This is a genomic window from Cupriavidus gilardii, assembly GCF_013347325.1.
GTDB classification, from domain to species: domain Bacteria; phylum Pseudomonadota; class Gammaproteobacteria; order Burkholderiales; family Burkholderiaceae; genus Cupriavidus; species Cupriavidus gilardii.
In genome coordinates this window covers 1,765,495-1,783,936 of sequence record NZ_CP054624.1, presented here as the reverse complement: position 1 = coordinate 1,783,936, position 18,442 = coordinate 1,765,495, and the positions used below count along the sequence as shown (strand labels likewise).

General features: G+C 60.6%; 17 protein-coding genes and 1 pseudogene. 11 read left to right on the top strand and 7 right to left on the bottom strand.

Annotated elements, in window-relative coordinates; all coding sequences use genetic code 11:
• Positions 1-50: 50 nt before the first annotated feature.
• Positions 51-791 carry a siderophore-iron reductase FhuF gene (fhuF, locus tag FOB47_RS08115; protein ID WP_174780550.1) on the bottom strand — a complete coding sequence of 247 codons (741 nt, stop codon included), beginning with the start codon at positions 789-791 and terminating at the stop codon, positions 51-53.
• A gap of 259 nt (positions 792-1,050) precedes the next feature.
• On the opposite strand from fhuF, the gene FOB47_RS08110 reads away from it, so the two are divergent.
• From FOB47_RS08110 to FOB47_RS08095, 4 genes are all read left to right on the top strand, one after another.
• On the top strand, positions 1,051-3,267 hold the full coding sequence (locus FOB47_RS08110) for a TonB-dependent siderophore receptor (protein WP_174780549.1): 2,217 nt from the start codon (positions 1,051-1,053) through the stop codon (positions 3,265-3,267).
• 108 nt (positions 3,268-3,375) lie between these two features.
• Positions 3,376-3,915: a VOC family protein gene (locus FOB47_RS08105; RefSeq protein WP_174780548.1), complete on the top strand. Its 540-nt coding sequence runs from the start codon at positions 3,376-3,378 to the stop codon at positions 3,913-3,915.
• Positions 3,912-4,688, top strand: a complete 777-nt coding sequence (locus FOB47_RS08100; RefSeq protein WP_174780547.1) for an SDR family NAD(P)-dependent oxidoreductase — start codon at positions 3,912-3,914, stop codon at positions 4,686-4,688. The genes FOB47_RS08105 and FOB47_RS08100 overlap by 4 nt, the downstream gene beginning before the upstream one ends.
• Before the next feature lie 95 nt (positions 4,689-4,783).
• A complete protein-coding gene (locus tag FOB47_RS08095) occupies positions 4,784-5,851 on the top strand; it encodes a LacI family DNA-binding transcriptional regulator (RefSeq protein ID WP_174780546.1) in 1,068 nt (355 codons plus the stop codon).
• A gap of 29 nt (positions 5,852-5,880) precedes the next feature.
• On the opposite strand, the gene FOB47_RS08090 is transcribed toward FOB47_RS08095, so the two are convergent.
• Entirely contained in the window at positions 5,881-6,909 is a 1,029-nt protein-coding gene (locus FOB47_RS08090; protein ID WP_174780545.1) for a 5'-nucleotidase, read from the bottom strand.
• A gap of 125 nt (positions 6,910-7,034) precedes the next feature.
• Here FOB47_RS08090 and FOB47_RS26135 point away from each other — a divergent pair, with 125 nt between their 5' ends.
• On the top strand, positions 7,035-7,811 hold the full coding sequence (locus FOB47_RS26135; protein ID WP_244959201.1) for an HNH endonuclease: 777 nt from the start codon (positions 7,035-7,037) through the stop codon (positions 7,809-7,811).
• Between the two features lie 575 nt (positions 7,812-8,386).
• On the opposite strand, the gene FOB47_RS08080 is transcribed toward FOB47_RS26135, so the two are convergent.
• The gene (locus FOB47_RS08080; RefSeq protein ID WP_174780544.1) at positions 8,387-10,066 is read right to left on the bottom strand and encodes an amidohydrolase; all 1,680 of its coding nucleotides are present in this window, start codon (positions 10,064-10,066) and stop codon (positions 8,387-8,389) included.
• Between the two features lie 252 nt (positions 10,067-10,318).
• Here FOB47_RS08080 and FOB47_RS26380 point away from each other — a divergent pair.
• Both FOB47_RS26380 and FOB47_RS08075 read left to right on the top strand, forming a co-directional pair.
• Positions 10,319-10,471: pseudogene (locus FOB47_RS26380) on the top strand (LPXTG cell wall anchor domain-containing protein); the annotation flags it as partial.
• A gap of 108 nt (positions 10,472-10,579) precedes the next feature.
• Positions 10,580-11,371: a VWA domain-containing protein gene (locus FOB47_RS08075; RefSeq protein WP_390884878.1), complete on the top strand. Its 792-nt coding sequence runs from the start codon at positions 10,580-10,582 to the stop codon at positions 11,369-11,371.
• A gap of 96 nt (positions 11,372-11,467) precedes the next feature.
• On the opposite strand, the gene FOB47_RS08070 is transcribed toward FOB47_RS08075, so the two are convergent.
• A complete protein-coding gene (locus tag FOB47_RS08070; protein WP_174780542.1) occupies positions 11,468-11,998 on the bottom strand; it encodes a hypothetical protein in 531 nt (176 codons plus the stop codon).
• A gap of 301 nt (positions 11,999-12,299) precedes the next feature.
• A complete protein-coding gene (locus tag FOB47_RS08065; protein WP_174780541.1) occupies positions 12,300-14,183 on the bottom strand; it encodes an AAA family ATPase in 1,884 nt (627 codons plus the stop codon).
• Positions 14,184-14,756: 573 nt separating this feature from the next.
• Between FOB47_RS08065 and FOB47_RS08060 the strand changes: the two genes are divergently transcribed.
• From FOB47_RS08060 to FOB47_RS08050, 3 genes are read left to right on the top strand one after another with little or no spacing between them, the layout of a single operon-like run.
• Positions 14,757-14,969, top strand: coding sequence for a ParD-like family protein (locus tag FOB47_RS08060; RefSeq protein ID WP_174780540.1), 213 nt, complete (start codon positions 14,757-14,759; stop codon positions 14,967-14,969).
• The gene (gene map / locus FOB47_RS08055; protein ID WP_174780539.1) at positions 14,966-15,739 is read left to right on the top strand and encodes a type I methionyl aminopeptidase; all 774 of its coding nucleotides are present in this window, start codon (positions 14,966-14,968) and stop codon (positions 15,737-15,739) included. Before FOB47_RS08060 ends, map begins: the two co-directional genes overlap by 4 nt.
• A gap of 60 nt (positions 15,740-15,799) precedes the next feature.
• A complete protein-coding gene (locus FOB47_RS08050; protein WP_174780952.1) occupies positions 15,800-16,402 on the top strand; it encodes a cysteine hydrolase family protein in 603 nt (200 codons plus the stop codon).
• Positions 16,403-16,501: 99 nt separating this feature from the next.
• On the opposite strand, the gene FOB47_RS08045 is transcribed toward FOB47_RS08050, so the two are convergent.
• Together FOB47_RS08045 and FOB47_RS08040 are read right to left on the bottom strand one after the other, a co-directional pair.
• A complete protein-coding gene (locus FOB47_RS08045; protein ID WP_151023444.1) occupies positions 16,502-16,831 on the bottom strand; it encodes a DHCW motif cupin fold protein in 330 nt (109 codons plus the stop codon).
• A 130-nt stretch (positions 16,832-16,961) separates the two neighbouring features.
• Positions 16,962-17,441 (bottom strand): YaiI/YqxD family protein, encoded by a 480-nt coding sequence (locus tag FOB47_RS08040; protein ID WP_174780538.1) that lies wholly within the window; start codon positions 17,439-17,441, stop codon positions 16,962-16,964.
• 110 nt (positions 17,442-17,551) lie between these two features.
• On the opposite strand from FOB47_RS08040, the gene FOB47_RS08035 reads away from it, so the two are divergent.
• A complete protein-coding gene (locus FOB47_RS08035; protein ID WP_174780537.1) occupies positions 17,552-17,905 on the top strand; it encodes a YggL 50S ribosome-binding family protein in 354 nt (117 codons plus the stop codon).
• The last annotated feature ends 537 nt before the right edge of the window (positions 17,906-18,442 follow it).

Sequence of the window (18,442 nt, the reverse complement as noted above, 5' to 3'; positions counted from 1 at the left end):
AGAAGGAAGACGAAGGGAGGAGCGGGGAATTTAGCGTGGCGTGGCTTCGATCAGCACAATGCCGCGCACTCGGCGCGCAGCGGGCAGGTACCGCAGTAATCGTCGCCGTCGAGCCGGTACTTCAGGCAGCAGACGCGGCGTACCCGCCGTTCGCCGCCGTCCGCTTGCGGGCGCTCGAGGTAGGCCGCGCGATAAGGGTGCGGCCGGCCATCCGCGCCCTTGTCCTGGCGCAGCCATTGCGCCAGCGCGTCGCGACGCCGGGGATCGAGCGCCGGGTGGGCGAGCAGGTTGATGCCGACGTATTGGACGAACTCGGCCGCGTGGCTCCACAGCACGCGCGGCGAGGCACGGGTCAGCTCCGACAGCGTCGCGAACACCGGCGCCAGATGGTGGTGCGTCATGGCGGCCAGCGTTTCGTCCAGCGTTGCCGCGCCATGGCCGAGCGTCGGCGAACGCAGGTGGATGCGTGACACCAGCCCGTCCGGGCCGAAGGCGATATCGACCTCGTCCAGCGATACCGGCACGGTCCGCCCGAGCGCAGCCGCCGCAACCAGCACGGGCGGCACCAGCACCACGCAGTAGTGCCGGGCCCACCACGACGCCAGGGCGGGAGGGGCGCGCTCGTGTTCGGCGGCGATCGTGTCGCGGTATTCCGCCAGCCGTTGCCGCAAGGCGGCAGGCTCGGCAAACGCGCTGCCCGGCACCGCCTCGACGCCGGCCGGCGCCGTGGTGACTCCTTCGCCGAAGCGCCGCAGCGGGCCGGGAAAGAAGGGCGTGAGTTCGGCAATCAACGGGGAATCTCCAGGCCGGACGGGCCGTATTGGGGCTTCGCGATGGGGCGCCGCCTTCCACGAGAGACGGACCGCCGACGCGAGAAATTAGCCAGCGCCCCGTTTCTGTCCCGATCAGCCGCCAATTCCCCTTTTCACGCGCCCTATTGCCGTTTTCACGACACTCACGTAATAATTACGAATCATTATCATTCGCAACAGCATTACGGTAAGCGTTTTGCGTGCCGGGCCGGCGCGATCCAATAAGAAGGGGAGTCTCATGCAACGGGTGTTCGATTGCCGGCGGACGGAAGTCCGGCGGGCGGTAGTGATGTTGTTTGCGCTGGCGGGCAGCGCACATGCGCAGGAGCAGGCGGCGCCGGCGGGCCAGCCGGTGGCCGGCCAATTGCCGGAGGTCACCGTGCGGGCCACCGGGTCGGAAACGGGAACCGGGCCGGTGGGCGGCTATGTCGCCCGCCGCAGCGTCACCGCCACCAAGACCGATACGCCGTTGTCGGAGACGCCGCAGTCGATTTCGGTGATCACCCGCGAGCAGATGGAAGATCGCGGCGTGCAGAACGTGTCGGAGGCCTTCGCCTATTCGGCCGGCGTGGTCGGCGACAACGTGGTCGAGTCGCGCTACGACAAGCCGGTAATCCGCGGCTTCCCCGCGCGGCAATATCTCGACGGCCTGTACATCAACTACTACACCAGCGGCTACCTGATGCCGCGCGTCGATACCTATGGACTCGAGCGCGTCGAACTGCTGCGCGGGCCGAGTTCGGTGCTGTACGGCGCCAATGCCCCGGGCGGGCTCGTCAACCTCGTCAGCAAGCGGCCGACCGCCGAGACGTTGCGCGAGGTCAATCTGCAATACGGTTCGCACAACCGCAAGCAAGCCAGCTTCGACCTGTCCGGCGCGGTGGACAGCAACCAGACCGTGCTCTACCGGCTGACCGGGCTGTTCCGCAAGAGCGATACGCAGACCGAGCATGCCAAGGACGACCGCATCTTCATCGCGCCCGCACTGACGTTCCGCCCGTCCGCCGATACCACGTTCACGTTGCTGACCCATTACCAACGCGACAGGCAAGGCACGGCGATCAACTTCCTGCCGCGCGAGGGCACGGTCATTCCGACGGTGAACGGCCGCAGGATCCCGGTCGGGTTCTTTACCGGCGAGCCGGGCTTCAATACCTTCGACCGCGAGGAGTATGCGATCGGCTACGCGTTCGAACATCGCTTCAACGATACCTTCCGCGTCCGGCAGAACGTGCGCTACATGCATAGCGACCTGACCTATACCGGGGTGTATGCCGTGGGCTGGAACTCGGCGGCGCAGCAGCAACTGCGGCGCGGTTCGCTCGATGCCGGCGGCAAGCTCGATACGATCGGCGTCGATACCCAGCTGCAGGCGGACTTCAGTACCGGGCCGGTCCGGCACAAAGTGCTGGTCGGCGTGGATTACCAGCATGGCAAGTTCGACGACAAGCAGGGCTTCGGCACGGTAGGCACGCCGCCGCTGGGCCTGATCGATCCGTGGAATCCGGTCTACGGCGCGAGGATCAATCCGATCGCCTCGTACACCAATGCCGAGCAGACGCAGCGCCAGCTCGGCGTCTATTTCCAGGACCAGATGAAGCTGACCGAGCGGCTGACCTTCGTCGCCGGCGGCCGCAAGGACTGGGCAAGCTCGGATACGACCTCGACCCGCATCGTCACGGCGACCAACGCGCGCACCGTCACGACGACGCCGATCGACCAGGACGACTTCACCTACCGCCTCGGCCTGCTGTATCAGGCGCCGTACGGCATCACGCCGTACGTCAGCTACTCGACTTCGTTCCAGCCGCAGGCGGGCACCGACCGCCAGGGTTCGCCCTTCAAGCCGACCACCGGCAAGCAGACCGAACTTGGCGTCAAGTTCCAGCCGCCGGGCAGCAACAGCTTCATTACCGCGGCGGTCTACGATCTGCGGCAGCAGGACGTGCTGACGCCGGATCCGGGACGCCCGGCCGGCACCAACTTCCAGGTCCAGACCGGCGAGGTTCGCTCGCGCGGCTTCGAACTGGAAGGCACGATGGACTTCCAGAACGGCTTCAAGGCGATCGGCTCGTACACCTTGATGAATATGGAAACCACCAGGAGCAACGGGCCCGACCTGGGCAAGACGCCGACCAACCGGCCGCGCCATACGGCCGGTCTGTGGGTCGACTACACGATGCGCGGCGGCTTGCTGCGCGGGCTTGGCATGGGGGCTGGCGCGCGCTACATCGGCTCGACCTGGGGCGATGCGGCCAATACCTTCAAGGTGTCGTCGGTGTGGTTGGCCGCGGCGGGGTCGGCCGCCTGCGCGGTAGCGGCCGCCACGGCCAGCAAGGCGGTGGTGAAGAGCTTCTTCATGTCTTGTCTCCAAGGGTGTTCGCCCGTTCTGCGATGCGGGGTTCGGGGTGGCGTCTCCTTCTGCGTGGAAACGTTTCCATTGCAGTGTCGTTGAGCGTGGTGTGGGCAGCAATCATGGTTAACGCTATGCTGCGCCGAGCCAGCACATCGGCTACTGTGTCTTTATGGAAACGTTTCCAACATTCGATGACATGGAGGCAAGATGAGCTTGCTGTTCGGAGGCGTATGCCAGATCGGCTACGTCGTGCGGGATATCGAGAAGGCGATGCGGCACTGGAGCGGGGTGCTCGGCGTCGGGCCGTGGTTCTACAAGAAGGAAGTCGGCACGACCGAATTTCGCTACTACGGTGAAGCGTCGGCCTTGCCGGATCTTTCCATCGCGCTCGCGAATTCCGGCGGCGTGCAGATCGAGCTGATCCAGCAGCGCAATGATGCGCCGTCGCTCTATCTCGATTCGCTGAAGCACTTCGGCGAAGGCATGCAGCATATCGCGTACTGGACCGACGGCCGCTTCGACGAATTCGCCGAGCGGTTGCGTGCAAGCGGCTATGTCGAGGGGCACGGCGGGCGCATGGGCATGCGCGGCCGATTTGCCTATTACGTCCATGCGGACTTGCCGGGCAACATCGTCGAGATTTCGGAAATGTCCGGCGGCAAGGGCGAATACTTTGCGGCGATTGCCGAGGCCGCGAAAGGCTGGGACGGCGCCGATCCGATTCGGCGCATTGGAACCCCGCAATGAGCGCGGCCGAGGGCACGACGGCGGGCCGGCACGTTGCGGTGGTGACCGGCGCCGCGCGTGGCATCGGGCTCGCGATCGGCAATCGGCTCGCGGCGGACGGATACGCGGTCGCCCTGTGGGATCGCGACCGAGCCTTGTTAGAGGAGGCCGCTCGCACATTGCGCGGCAATGGCGCACGGGTATTGGCGGTGTCAGTCGACATCACCGATCGCCAACAGGTAGACCAGGCATTTGCACAGACGGTCGAAACTCTGGGCATGCCAACAGCATTGGTGAACAATGCCGCCATCCTCGGACGCAGAGGGCCGACAGTGGAGGCGTCCGTCGACGAATGGAAGCTCGTCTTCGACGTCAATGTGTTCGGCGCATTGCAATGCGTGCAGGCAGTCGTGCCTTCGATGGTGAAGAACGGCTGGGGGCGCGTCGTCAACGTGGCGTCGGTGGCTGGCAAGGAGGGCAATCCGTTTGCCGGCGCCTATGCGGCATCGAAGGCCGCATTGATCTCGATGACGAAAAGCCTGGGCAAGGAGCTCGCGGAGACCGGCGTACTGGTCAACTGCATCACGCCCAGCGCCGCCGATACCGATATCTTTGGCCAGCACGACGAGAGCCAGCGGGCGCAATTGCAGGCCCGCCTTCTCGAACGCGTGCCCATGAAGCGGTTCGTGCGCGTCGAGGAGGTGGCGGAAATGGCCGCATGGCTGTGTTCCGCGCGCTGCAGCTTCAGTACCGGGGCGGTATTCGATATCAGCGGCGGCCGCGCGATGTACTGATGGGCGGGCAGGGCAGGGCCATCGGATCGACGATAATAGCGGCCCCAGGGCCCGCTACGATTACCGCCAGCTCAGACCTTCAAGCCGGACCATCGATGACCAGCCGAACGCGCACCCCCAGCTCCGACACGCCAGCCCGCGTCACGATCCGCGACGTGGCGCGCGCCGCCGGCGTCTCCGTGGGTACGGCATCTCGCGCACTGAACCGCAGCGGACCCGTCAGCGAGGCCGCGCTCCAGGCCGTCGAACGGGCTGCCAAGGCGCTGGCCTATGCGCCCGACCCCATTGCGCAAAGCATGCGCACCGGTACCTCCGGCGTCGTCGGCCTGCTGGTGTCCGACCTGGCCAATCCGCTCTACGCCCGCATCATCACCGCGGTCGAAGCCCGGCTGCAGCGCGAAGGCTATGCAATGGTGGTCGGCAACACGCATAACGACAAGGCGCAGGAAGAACTGATGGTCGACCTGTTCCGCCGCCGCCGCGTCGACGGACTGATCCTCGGCCCCTGCGAAACCGAACGCCCCGATTACCTCGCCCAAATCTCCCGCGACCTCGCCGTCGTCGCCATGGACCGCGACTTCGGCGCGCAAGGTTCCGGCGTCCACGTCGAACACGCCCGCGGTTCCTACGAAGCGACCCGCTATCTGCTCGACCTCGGACACACCCGCATCGCCCTGATGACATCCGACGGCGCCCTGCGCCCCGGCCGCGAACGCATCAGCGGCTATCGCAAGGCGCTGGAAGAGCGCGGCCTGACCGTCGACACCGCCCTCGTACGCTCCAGACGCTCGGCGATGGATCTGTCATTCAGCGATGCACTGGCGCTGCTGTCCGCCAAGGACCGCCCGACGGCCTTTATCTGCCTCGGCACCCGGATCCTGTCCGGCGTCCTGCAAGCGATGAAGCAGACGGGGCATCGCATGCCGCAGGATGTCAGCCTGATCTGCGTGGGGGATAGCGATCTGGCGCAGCTTTATACGCCGGCGATTACTGCGATCGATTGGGATCTGGAGGCGGTGGGGACGGCGGCGGCGGAGATGTTGTTGCGGGGGATTGGGGGCGGTACAGGCCCGGACGATGCGAAGGCGGCCGCGGGGCGGGAGATTCGGCTTGGTACGCGGGTTGTTTTGCGGGAATCGTGTGCGCCGCCGAAGGCGGCATGAGCTGGTTGCCTCCTTCCTAACGACAGTCGCTACGCAGGCCGCGTGCTACAGCGACTGGCTTTCCTGCTTTCCGCGTCTCCATCCGGCGTCGTGCCAGTTGTGCGTTGCGCTTTCGCACCGCCGCGCTTGGTCAGTATTGAGGCGGGTTTTTCAGACAATAGGGTCCCTCCCTTGTAAGGGACTCTACCAGCCGGGACCAAGGCAGCAGCACGTTCAACGTGCGATTCTTGATCATCGAAAAACATGTGGGCTCCAAACGCATGGAGGACCATGTCCTTGGGCAGGCCACCCAGGAAAAATGCTTCGTCAATTGCTACTTTCCAAGTCCGTAACGTGTGGATCACGCGGGTATGTGCGGGGCTATTGCGGGCTGTGACAATCGCGATGCGGACGGGGGATTCGCCCGGCGGAAAGTGATGTTGTATCTCAGAGAGTCGCAGCAGGAGCTTTGCGAAAGGTCCTTCCGCCATGGTCTTATGGCGGTTCTTGCGCTCATGTCGGATAAAGGCATCGAGGCCCTTGCGCTTGTAGATTTGCTCCGACTCTGGTGAGAACAGGACAGCGTCGCCATCAAATGCAATTCGAATCTGTTTTTGGGGAGCTTGATATGCAAGAGGGGCATCGTACAATTGGGCTGCCGCCACCCCACCATCAATGGCTGCCTGCACATCAAGGGCATCGCGTGACAGGAACAGGTCCACTTTAAACGCCTGCAAATAGGGTGCAATGGGGGCACCGCCAGTGAATGCCGCGCGAGTGATATCCAGTTTGTGGGCTTCTATAGCATTGAAGGCACGCAGCCCTGTGTCGGGAGAGTTTCGGGAAATCACAACTACTTCAACCAACCTCCGCCCCGGTATGGCCGCATTAAGTTCCAGCAAGGCGCGCACCAAGGGGAACGCTGTGCCAGCGGCAAGCGGCTCATTCTCGTGTTCCATTTGGTACCGCGCATAAGCAGTAACACCCTCGTTCTCGAAGATGCTGTTCTCCCGCTCAAGGTCAAAAAGCGCTCGAGATGAGATGCCGATAACAAGTTTGTCGGTGAGGTCGTAGGCCATGCGCCATTATACCGGCGAGAGTTGGCGGTCATTGGAGATAGTGCGATTTCGAAAATCAACGCATGCCTTCGAGCCACAAGACAGTTATTATTGAAGACCACAAATGACAACGAGGAGCCGGTGGAATGGTGCGGGCTAGAGTTACGCCAGAAGTGTTCGCGGCTGCTTATGACGCGGCGCGGCAGGTGCTCGACGGAAGCGCCAGGTTGATGGATGCGCAAAAGACTCTCGCGTCCCAGTACGGTATTGCACAGCGTACTGCGAGCGGATACATCGGTTGCTTTCTGGCAATGCGTCGAGGCACAACATTTAAAACAATTGTCAGCGCAAGTGGCCTCCGTTTTATGTTGGAGCGTATTGCGGAGGGTGGCCCTGGCGACCTCATAACTGCGTTGCAATCAGTCATGAGTCATATAACGTATCTGCAGTCTATAACGGGAAACGAGCCAGGCTTGCGCAAGGTTCATGGGGAATTTGTAGACCGACTTCGTGAAATGGCCTCATTCGATGAAGCTCCAAATTATTTTGATGAACAGGTGGCTAAGGCTCAAGCAGACACACGTGAAGCAAGAGCGCAGCGCCTCCGATTAGCGCGACCGATTCCGGAACAGCAGATCGTTCTTGTCCGCGTCTTTCGCCCCAATCCGGACGTTATTGCTGAAGTTCTGTCACGCGCAGATGGCATTTGCGAAGGGTGCAGGAGGCCAGCGCCGTTTTCTCGTGCCGATGGTCGCCCCTATTTGGAGGTCCATCATCGTCTCCCGCTCGCTGAGGGCGGTATGGATACCGTCGAAAACGCGATTGCGCTTTGCCCAAACTGTCATCGGGAGCGTCACTATGGTGCGAAGTTCGCCGCCCCGCGTATTGATGCGCAGGCGCACATTGTCGGCCGGTCCGCTTAGGACAGGTAGTAGGGGCGCGAGGTTGGAGGAGTCGGTCACTTTAGCGATTTGGTTCTATAGGAGGACGGACGGGGCGAGTGTGAATTGAACGATGGGACTCACAGGCCGCGGTTTGTCGAGGTGCAGTCGGCGGTTCCCCCCCCTCGTGGTCTAGCCAAGCGAGCATCAGGCGTATCCATGCACTTCTCTTTGACTTCTTGAGTCGAAACGAGGGCCTCAAACCAGACGCGAGCCCGCGCCCCGCCCGCAGCCTTTACCGATCAGCCAAAATTCCAAAAGAAAAACCGGCACCCCCCGAAACGCCTCGCCCTGCACCGCCACCCGCCCAACCGATGGGAACGGCAGTGAGTCGCCACGGACGACTCCCCAGTCGCGGTCGCTTCCCGCAGCATGCGAACTCGAACCTGTTGCCCGATACGCACCAAACGGATCGACAAGGACGAAAGATTGGTCAGGCAGAATCGCGCATTCTTTGGATGTCTGCCGTTAGCCGGGGACGGCGATTACGCGAAAAAAAGCCCTGCTGAACCATCGTCCAGCAGGGCTTCTTATTGGCGAGATTGCGATCTGGTCGATCAGCGTTGCGCCGATTGACTGCCCTTCGCGTACACCCGTTCACCGGCCACCCAGGTCTCCAGCACCTGAATCTTCCAGATGTCCGCCGGTGCGACCTTGAACAGATCGCGGTCCACCAGGATGAAGTCGGCCCACTTGCCTTTCTCCAGCGAGCCCAGCGTCTTTTCCTGATGCTGCGCGTAGGCGGCATCGAGGGTGAACGCGCGGAATGCCTGCGGCAGCGTCATCGCTTCCTCGGGATGCCAGCCGTTGATCGGGCGGCCTTCATGGTCAGTGCGCGTGACCGCGGCGTGCAGACCGTAGAACGGGTTGGCCGATTCCACCGGGAAATCCGAGCCGCCCGCGATCACGGTGCCCTGCTTCAGGAAGGTCTGCCAGGCGTAGGCGCCTTTGATCCGCTCCTTGCCGATGCGGTCTTCCGCCATGTTCATGTCGCTGGTCGCGTGCGTGGGCTGCATCGACGCAATCAGGTTCAGCTTCTTGAAGCGCGGGATATCGGGCAGCGAAACCACTTGCGCGTGCTCGATCCGATTGCGCAGGTCGCGGCCGCCCACGTCCTTGTAAGCGACTTCCATCGCGTCGAGGACCTGATGGTTGGTCTTGTCGCCGATCGCATGCACATTGACCTGATAGCCGGCCTTCAGCGCCGTCTTCACGTTGGCCTGCATCACGGCATCGCTCATGAACAGCAGGCCGCTATGCGCGTGATCGTCGGTGTAGGGCTCCATCAGCGCGGCGCCACGGCTGCCGAGCGCGCCGTCGCCGTAGAGCTTGACGGCGCGCAGATCGTAGCGGTCGTTGCCGTAACCGATCAGCGGACCCTTGGCGGACAGCGTCTTGAATTCATCGCCAGTGTCGCGAATCATCCCGTAGATGCGCGTGGTCAGCTTGCCTTGATCGGCGAATTCGCGATAGATGCGGTCGTCAGCGACCGTCACGCCGGCATCGCCGACGGAGGTCAGGCCCAGCGCATTCAGATGCGCGACGGCGGCGGCCAGCGCGGCGCGGCGATCGTCGTCGGAGTAGGGGGGAATCACGTTGTTGACCAGCGCCATCGCCTTGTCGATCAGCACACCGGTCGGATTGCCGTTCGCATCCCGTTCGATACGGCCGCCGGCCGGGTCCTTGGTGTCACGCGTGATGCCGGCCGCCTGCAGCGCCTTGGTGTTCAGCCAGGCAGCATGGCCATCGACCCGCACCAGCCGCACCGGACGATCCGATACCGCGGCATCCAGCTCGGCCGCAGTCGGGAAGCGGCCCAGCTTCCAGTTCACCTGATTCCAGCCATAACCCAGCAGCCACTGACGCTGCGGATTCTTCTGCGCGTAGTCGCGGATCTGGCCTTGCGCTTCCTGCAGGCTTTTCGTCCCCGACAGCGAAATCTCGGTCGTCTTGAAGCCCAGCCGGAACACGTGGCCGTGCGCGTCGATCAGGCCCGGCAGCAGCGTCTTGCCCCGGCCGTCGATGCGCTTGGCATCGGGATATTTCGCGCGCAGCGCGGCGGCGTCGCCAGTCTCCAGAACCTTGCCCTCGTCGAACACCAGGCCGCTGAAGCTGGCGATCTTGTCGTTCTGCAGCGTGTAGCCCTGTACGGACTCGACCAGCGTGGGAGCGGCGTGCGCATGCACCGCCGCCATGGCGGCCAGTGCGAGCAGACTCGTGCGGATGGACTTCTTCAAGATGACTCCTTGTTGTTGTGCTGTGTTTTCTTATGGTGTTGCCGATGACGCCCGGGACGGCGCCGATTCGCGGCATAGCGCCGCGAGTCATGGGCGGGCGGTGGTCTGCCTTCTGCTCGCCCGCATGACGGGCGGCATCATAAGAGAAAACAGGGGTGCGGGAAAGGCCAAGGGAATGCCCGACCGGGAAACGCAGTACCATCGCCATATCACGTGCCAAGGAGTGCCAAGGAGCGGGGCATGCAGTTTCTCTGGCCACAAATGCTCTGGCTGCTGCTGGGTCTTCCGCTGCTGGTAGCCGCCTACCTGTACCTGATTGCGCGGCGCAAAAAAGCCGCGCTGCTGTATTCCAGTGTTGCGCTGCCGCGCGCCGTGCTCGGTCGCAGGCAACGATTGCGCCGCCACATCCCGCCATTCCTCGTGTTGCTGGGGCTGGGCGTGGCCCTGCTGGCCTGCGCTCGTCCTACCGCGACCGTCACGCTGCCTTCCGACACCGTCACGGTGGTACTCGCGATGGATACCTCTCGCAGCATGGCGGCGGCCGACGTGGCACCTACCCGAATCGCCGCCGCGCAGCACGCCGCCCGCGATTTCATCATCGGTTTGCCGGCCAGTGTGCGTCTGGGCATCGTCTCCTTTGCCGCCACGGCGACCGTGGTGCTATCCCCCACCGATAGCCGGCAGGACATGCTCGATGCGATCGACCGCTTTCAACTGCAGCACGGCACGGCAACCGGCAGCGGATTGATCCAGGCGCTGGCGGTGCTGCTGCCCAACGACGGCATCGATCTCGAAGCGATCATCTTCGGCGGCGAGTCGCTTGCGCCCGGCTCCGGCGGCAGATCACTGTCAGAGGCCGCCGCGGCCGAGGCCGTCCGCAAGCGCGAACAGGAGCAGCCGTCGGCGAGCCCCGGTTCCTATCGGCACGGCGCGATCATCCTGCTCAGCGACGGCCGCCGCACCACTGGCCCCGATCCTCTCGACGCAGCCCGGATGGCCGCGCAGCGGGGCGTCCGGGTCTATACCGTGGGCTTTGGTACGCCGCTGGACGAGGGGGCGCCGGTGCCGGGCCTTTCTTCGCCGGTGCAACTGGATGAGGCTACGTTGCGGCAGGTCGCGATGTTGACCGATGGGGAGTACTTTCAGGCCAGCTCGGCGTCGGATTTGACGCAGGTTTATCGGCGGTTGAGTAGTCGGTTGGCGTTGGAGCGGAAGGAGGTTGAGGTTAGTGCGTTGTTGGCGGCGGGGGCGGGGGTGTTGTTGATCTTGGCTTGTGGGTTGTCGGTGGTTTGGTTTCGGCGGTGAGGGGAAGGGTAGGATACTGAATGGATTTCCACCTTTTTGCGTGTCGATATGTCACCTTGCGGTGGCTATGCCGATTGCAGGCGTCGTTGCGCCATTTCAAACGCTTCCGGTGATCGGAAGTAAACGTTCCTTCGTTTTGATGCCCTTCTTGAAGTATTCAAGTGACACTTTTTGCTCTTTCTGGAAGATCTCCATGAATATACCAACTGAATAACCACATACATGCTCAGGATGAGCAACTTCCCATCCCCAAACATCTTCAAGCGGTTTTCTGGTCATTGCGATTAGGCGATAAATGTCTTCAGCCTTTTCTTTTGTCGGTCGTGATGCCTTCTTTGCCTCGACCGCGATCAAATTGTCGTGCGGGAAAGGCTTTTCGCCGCGAGAATGGACAATTAGATCTGCCGTGATTGCAACTATTTGGAACTCATTGTTGATGATTGTCTTTACCATTCCGCGCTGCTTTCTGTTGTATTCAACGTCTGCGTAGTACCCCGTGACGCCCTCTTGCTCTAGCTGCCTCTCAATGAAATAGTCCAAACGGGCGCATGTATTTCGTTCGCTCACACCTGTCAAAAGAGACTGACCCTCGCGCTCCAAAAACGTTCTAAGGGCGTCATCGAACATCAGCTCTGGACGTCGCATATGGAATACTCTCAAAAATGTTAGATGCTTAGACGGAATATTAGAAGGTATATCGGATTGTTCATCGCAAAAATTGTAGTGCCCAGGGGGCGAGGAAGCCGATGACAAGACAAATAGGCTTGGATGGATAACCCCTGGCGATCTCGAGCGTTGGGCTTTTGAACAAGGTCGACCGCGTGTCGGATGGACGTCGAGCGGCACCACGTTTTATCGGAACTAGATCGCAGTTATCACGGAATGGAGTCTCGGCGTCTACAAAACCAGTTGCATTGATACATCTTGCTTAAAATTGTGGGGGCGTCGCCAGCTCTGATCTGCGCCCTTTGATTGCCGAAACCCCGGCGGATAGTCCCAGCAAGTTCTCAATCAGTACCTTAATCTCGGAATGTTGTTCGCCATGTTCTTGATACATCGAACATCGAATGATTTGCTCTGCGGTCATCGATGGCCAGAACCTGTCAATAACGTCATCAGCTTTGACGCGAACTGCCTGACCAATGATCTTCTTTGCGTCGCAAGTTTCCGTAAAATTTACTTTTATCTCGGTTAACGAATAAATCAAGTCCGGGCACAGGTAGTTCTCGATTTCACGTTTTCGCGTGGTATAGAAGGGGCGACCTAGCGCTTCAACCTCCTGCCTGCGTTTCGCTATCGAGGCGACCTGCTCTGGACTGCCACCGATGTCTGAGTCGAGAAACACGCACCAAGGCAGACCTAGGTCGTTGGCGAGGTTGAGGGTGACCCAGTGCTTAACGCTACCGCAACCACCAATCAGAATGGGAACGATTCCGGCATCATCTAGACTCGAGTTAACGTGCCCGGCGTCCTTTAAGGCATTGGACGCATGACGGAGGAAGGTAACGTCAGATTTACCCTCTACTAGAACGATGCCCTGCGCGCGCTCCATCCCTGTTTCGGGAAGTACGCCCAAACTCTCAGCCGCTTCCTTAAGCACATCATTACTGGGCATTTTGACAACGGGTTGGCGGTTGTCATCTTTGGTGACGTAGCGGATTCCCTCAATTGGAATCAAGCCGGCCAAGGCGGGGACGTGAGTTGTGACAATGATCTGCCTGTTAGGCTGAATGGAGAGGTCCAGCAGCGCCTTCATCAGCATCATCTGGTAGTTGGGGTGCTGTGAGGTTTCAGGCTCCTCAATGGCGTAGATTACATTGCGCTGGGTGCCTATTGCCGCCTTCTCCGCCTCCGCGCGAAAGAAGTTGAGCAAGATCAGTCGACGTACGCCGCTTCCGCGTTTGTTAATGGGGATTCCATTCTCGCCTTCCAAGGTGAAGTTGAAGCTCCACTTGGGCTTTTCTTTAAAGCGGGGTGTAAGCTCGTTGGCCAGTTCGGGCGCCATCTCTCTAAGCTTTTCGAGCGTACGATTGGCCACATTCAGTACACTGGTTTCGATCTGCTGCTCTAGCTCACTAATCTTGTGCTGCAATGCGGCTTGTGCCTCCTTGACCGCCTGCTGTAATGGATTTTTTGCTTCGGCATCGCCATCACTACTTTCACGATCAGCCCTAAATAACGCGAAAGTGGGTAGTCGGTCTTGAATTCTGTCCCAGATCGATTTGTTTTCAACTGAGAGGTGTTTGCTTACATCAAGTAGCGTGTCTTGCAGGGTAAGCGGCCGTCCCGCATCGCGTATGGCATGCCGCCACTGCGAAGCCACCCGCTTATCGCCAACGTGGTTCGCAACTCCACGTTGCTCACCAAGCCGTTTTAACTCCCCCATCTTGAGACCCAGGAGGTTCGCCAATTCCGCGTCTGCCGGGTGTTGACAGCGGATGGCAGTACGCTCGAGCTTGCCAGTGTTGGCCTTGAAGGTCTTGACGATCTCTAGCGCACCTTCGGCGTTGAGGAGATACTCTTGCGCCAATGTCGTTGCAGCGTTCTCATCTAATACCAGTGCGTCGGGCAAGTTGTCGAACTCACATGCAATCTCGAATTGCTCCTCCCCCTCGACTGCGCTGAAGCGATTCATGTCGCTTTTGTCGGCCTTGACCGCCTCGTTTTCGAAGAAGATGGCTAGCGCTTCGAGGATGGTCGACTTTCCATAGTCGTTACGGCCCACGATACCCGTCAGGGCTTCGTCGATTGGGATAACAGTGGTGGCACGGTAGCCGCGAAAGTTCTTGATTTTGACGGACTTGAGGCGCATGGTGATCCTTATCTATAGCAACCCTGACAAGCTCTTTGGCCTAGTGGTTTTTAGAAAAAAATGGGCCACGGGCGCTCAAACGTGATAGACGAGACTTTCCGCCAGCCCTGTTGTAACCACCCGTAAATGCGCTCTATCTTCCTCGTATCAGGTTGCTCAACCGCTTAGCGCCAGAGTACGCACAGTGCAAAGCCGCGCTTTTAATCGCGATCCGGGCGGGGTGGCATGCCAAGGCTAAGGCTCATAGTCGGCGATCGAAGCGACGGTCTGAACCCTGCTTTGGTGGGGGATGCTCTCAGTCATCGGAGAACGACGCACAACCTGAACTCGTGTCGGGTGGAAGATGGACTCATCGGCGAAGATGGCCCTCCGATTGGAGTTGGGCGGCCCTAGCCGCTGGTGGAGCGGAAAGGCCAACGTGGTCAATACCAGTGGTCGCAGCAGTCATCGCATCTACTCCGCTTCTTTGTGTTGGCTGGCGAAGGTTGTGGAATGGCAGCAGCCGAATCGGCTCATTGCAGAGCAAATGGCTTGCATATATGATTCATATATGTATCATATGGAGGTATTGCAATGGGCATAGTAAATATCGACGACGACCTCCACGACCAAATTCGCAAGGCGAGCGCCGTGTCGTGCCGGTCGATCAATGCGCAAGCGGCGTTCTGGATCAAGATCGGCATGCTGTGCGAGATGAATCCGACGCAAAGCTTCAATGAGATCGTGGCGAGGGAATTGCGGGCGGCCGGCGTGGCGCCGCAAGGCATCAAGGTCTCTTCGACATGACGAAGCGGCCGGAAGAAATTGCCATCATGGCGGAGTCGGGCAGATTGCTGGCGCAGGTGTTCAGCCATCTGGATCGGCTCAATTTGATCGGCATGTCGACCATGCAGGTAAACGACCTGGTCGACAGCTATATCGTCAACGAACTGCAAGCGCGCCCGGCGAGCAAAGGGCAGTACGGCTATGCCTACGCGCTGAATTCATCCCGCAACAACGTCGTCTGCCACGGCGTCCCCTCGACGTCAGAAGTCTTGCAGAACGGCGATATCGTCAACTTCGATATCACGTTGGAGAAGAACGGCTATATCGCCGATTCCAGCAAAACATACCTGGTTGGCGACGTGTCGCCGCTCGCCAAGCGCCTCGTGCAGGTTACCTACGAGGCCATGTGGAAGGGAATCCAGACCGTTCGGCCCGGCGCCAAGCTTGGCGATGTCGGACACGCGATCGAGCGGCACGCTCGCAGGCATGGCTATTCGGTCGTGAGGGAATATTGCGGCCATGGCATCGGCCGGGAAATGCACGAGCCTCCGGAAGTCCTGCACTGGGGACGGCCGCGAACGGGGTTGGTGCTGCGCGAAGGCATGGTGTTTACCATCGAGCCGATGATCAACCAGGGAGGGCACGCCGTTCAGACCGAAGAAGACGGCTGGACGGTGGTGACGCGCGATGGGCAACTGTCCGCGCAATTCGAGCACACGGTGGCTGTTACCGGAAACGGCGTACGCGTTCTGACATTGCGTCCCGGCGAAAGAGTGCCGGATTTTGGCTGATGAGGGTCGTGGTAGAGTCGGTCGTTGTCCTCCACCGACTCCCGCAGCGATCAACCCGATATGGAAAGTACCGCCGCTACGTCAAATATGACCACGCAGATTCCGGCAATCGTTCCAGCAAAGACGGCGCTGTTGGTCATGCACTATCAGACCGACATCCTCGAGTTGTTTCCCTCGGTCGCACCCACATTGCTCGCCAACACGCGCAGGCTGTGCGACGCTGCCCGGGACAAAGGCATCGGCGTCTATTTCGCGAAGTTCCACTTCAGTCCCGGCTATCCCGAAGTCAGTCCTCTAAACAAGAACGGGCAGGGCGTCAAGCAACTCGGCCTTTTCGTCGAAGATCAGATCTCGCCGGAGCTCGGCCGGCAAGCCGATGAGCCGATCATCATCGCACACCGTGCCAGCGTATTCTTCGGTACCGATCTGCAGGTCAGGCTATCCGCGCAAGGCATCGATACGCTTATCATGGTCGGCATTGCGTCGACCGGCGTGATGCTGTCTTCGGTCGCATACGCCAGCGATGCGGATTTCCGTTTGTTCACAGTCAAGGATTGTTGCTACGACCCGGATCAGGTCGTGCACGATCATCTCTTTGCGACAGCGTTTGAGTCGCGTACGACGGTGCTGACGTTGGCGGATGCCTTGGCATTGCTTGCCTGACATCGCGAGCAGGCCGACGGCGGGTAGTCGGTCAAAGATAGAAACGCGGTCGCCCCTACCGCCGCTAAAAACACCGGCGACGCAAGACGCCGATATCGCTCAGTCGACCACAAATAGCTTTGCCCCGGTCTCCGTATACGAACGGTGCGCTTCGGCGTTATCCGCAACTTGATAGCTCATGCCCGGTGTGAGGATGTACTTCCTACCGTCGGCGAGTTCCGTATGCAGTTCGCCTTCCAGGCAAAACAGGATATGTCCCTTGGAGCACCAATGATCGGCGAGGTAGCCGGGAGTGTACTGGACTAGGCGAACCCGAATCTGGCCGAATGTACGTGTGTGCCAGTATGCCGTTCCGCTTTCTCCGGGATGCTCCGTACGCTCAACGGTTGACCAATCGGTCGTGCCGAAAGGTATGTCGCTCATCTGCATTGATTTGCTCCAGGCTGATTCCGCTCAAAAATTTGTCTGCTGCGTCTGAGTGACGGCATATTCGTGCGGCGCCGAAATCCGCTCCGCGCCTCCTGAGTTGGCTCACGGCCTATCGGCACATGCTTTGAAGCTATGGCTCAGTCGGCCCGGAGGCGGCCTTCGGCGGTGCGTGGCGTGCGAGAAACCGATCCAATTGCCCGGCAAACGCCTTGCTGTCCTGCGCGGAATACGGCGCCGGCCCACCGGTATCGATTCCTGAGGCGCGAAGCTGGTCCATCACCTCACGCATCGTCAAGCGCTCCTGAATATTCTCGCGCGTGAACCAGCTTCCCCTTGGGTCCAGCACATGGGCACCCTTGTCCAGAGCAGCGGAGGCAAGAGGTATATCCGCCGTAATCACGAGATCCCCCCTCGTCACCAGCTCGACGATACGATCGTCGGCGGCATCAAAGCCGGCCGGCACCTGGATTGATTTGATGAAGCGCGAAGGCGGCGTGCGCATGTACTGATTGGCGACCAGCGTGACGCACACCTCGACCCGCTGCGCCGCTCGGTACAGCATTTCCTTGACGACGGCGGGGCAGGCGTCTGCGTCAACCAGTATTTGCATTGCGGTAGTTCGGTTGGGGTGAAGACGGTCATGATACTGCCGGCCTGGGCTGACACTCTCCCAGGAACTGGCACAATTGCGCCTTTCCCATGAAGCATCAAAGGATTCTCATGAAGTCTTCCCGCCGCTACAACCACCGCCAACGCAAGAAGCTGCATATCGGTGAGTACCAGGAACTGGCATTCGAAGTGATGGCTGATGTCACCGAGTCGGCTCGCCAGGGCGATCCTGAGGCGCTGCTTGATCGGTTCCTGGAGGAGGCGATCGAGGCCAACGGGCTGCTGATGGCCGGCGCCATCGACGATGGCCACTTGTCCGCCTATATCCTGCTGAACGCGGCGCGCGGTTCGGTTAGCGCCGAGCAGCGCGAAGCGGTTGAGAAGTGGTTGCAGGCTACTGCCGACTTCGAGAACGTCCGCGTCGGGCCGCTGCGCGATGCGTGGTATGGGCAGGACCAACAGTAATTGAGGTAGGGAAAGGATGCCAAGCCCGGCATTTTCCGGGCCTTGTTCAAGCTTTGCCTCAATAGTTGGGCGGTTCACCCGGAAGGAGCGGTGGAAGGGCCGCAGGTACTCCAGCCCACGCCTGCGTCTTTGGCCAAGGCGCTGTGACGCCACCGCGAAACCAACGTGGGAAAGACCTGCTGAGATCTGATCAAACGTCGCCAAGCCCCCGCCTTCTGCGGTTGTGCATCTGGAACAGCCCTCGACGCCTTCCGGGACGACCACCTCTCGGTGAGGCAACTCCTAGTCGGAGGCCTCACCTAGCCTCACAGATTACCGACCTGCGTTGGCAATTGAATGACATTGTCAGGGCGTTCCTGTCGCGACTGCCGAGGGGTGTGCCCAGCCGTCGTAACTTTCCCCAATCGATTAGGCGCAGTGAGTTTGCCACCGCGAAACGGGGGCAAGTAAAAAAGCACGGTTCTGGCGTCACTTTATGGATTCTTCACCATGCCACTGATTGTTATTGGCGGCATGGCGTATCAGGCATGGCCCAGC

Coding starts and splice junctions, on each gene's coding strand:
- FOB47_RS08110 (WP_174780549.1), top strand. CDS start 1,051: ATGCAACGGGTGTTCGATTGCCGGCGGACGGAAGTCCGGCGGGCGGTA.
- FOB47_RS08105 (WP_174780548.1), top strand. CDS start 3,376: ATGAGCTTGCTGTTCGGAGGCGTATGCCAGATCGGCTACGTCGTGCGG.
- FOB47_RS08100 (WP_174780547.1), top strand. CDS start 3,912: ATGAGCGCGGCCGAGGGCACGACGGCGGGCCGGCACGTTGCGGTGGTG.
- FOB47_RS08095 (WP_174780546.1), top strand. CDS start 4,784: ATGACCAGCCGAACGCGCACCCCCAGCTCCGACACGCCAGCCCGCGTC.
- FOB47_RS08090 (WP_174780545.1), bottom strand. CDS start 6,909: ATGGCCTACGACCTCACCGACAAACTTGTTATCGGCATCTCATCTCGA.
- FOB47_RS26135 (WP_244959201.1), top strand. CDS start 7,035: ATGGTGCGGGCTAGAGTTACGCCAGAAGTGTTCGCGGCTGCTTATGAC.
- FOB47_RS08075 (WP_390884878.1), top strand. CDS start 10,580: ATGGATACCTCTCGCAGCATGGCGGCGGCCGACGTGGCACCTACCCGA.
- FOB47_RS08070 (WP_174780542.1), bottom strand. CDS start 11,998: ATGTTCGATGACGCCCTTAGAACGTTTTTGGAGCGCGAGGGTCAGTCT.
- FOB47_RS08065 (WP_174780541.1), bottom strand. CDS start 14,183: ATGCGCCTCAAGTCCGTCAAAATCAAGAACTTTCGCGGCTACCGTGCC.
- FOB47_RS08060 (WP_174780540.1), top strand. CDS start 14,757: ATGGGCATAGTAAATATCGACGACGACCTCCACGACCAAATTCGCAAG.
- map (WP_174780539.1), top strand. CDS start 14,966: ATGACGAAGCGGCCGGAAGAAATTGCCATCATGGCGGAGTCGGGCAGA.
- FOB47_RS08050 (WP_174780952.1), top strand. CDS start 15,800: ATGGAAAGTACCGCCGCTACGTCAAATATGACCACGCAGATTCCGGCA.
- FOB47_RS08045 (WP_151023444.1), bottom strand. CDS start 16,831: ATGCAGATGAGCGACATACCTTTCGGCACGACCGATTGGTCAACCGTT.
- FOB47_RS08040 (WP_174780538.1), bottom strand. CDS start 17,441: ATGCAAATACTGGTTGACGCAGACGCCTGCCCCGCCGTCGTCAAGGAA.
- FOB47_RS08035 (WP_174780537.1), top strand. CDS start 17,552: ATGAAGTCTTCCCGCCGCTACAACCACCGCCAACGCAAGAAGCTGCAT.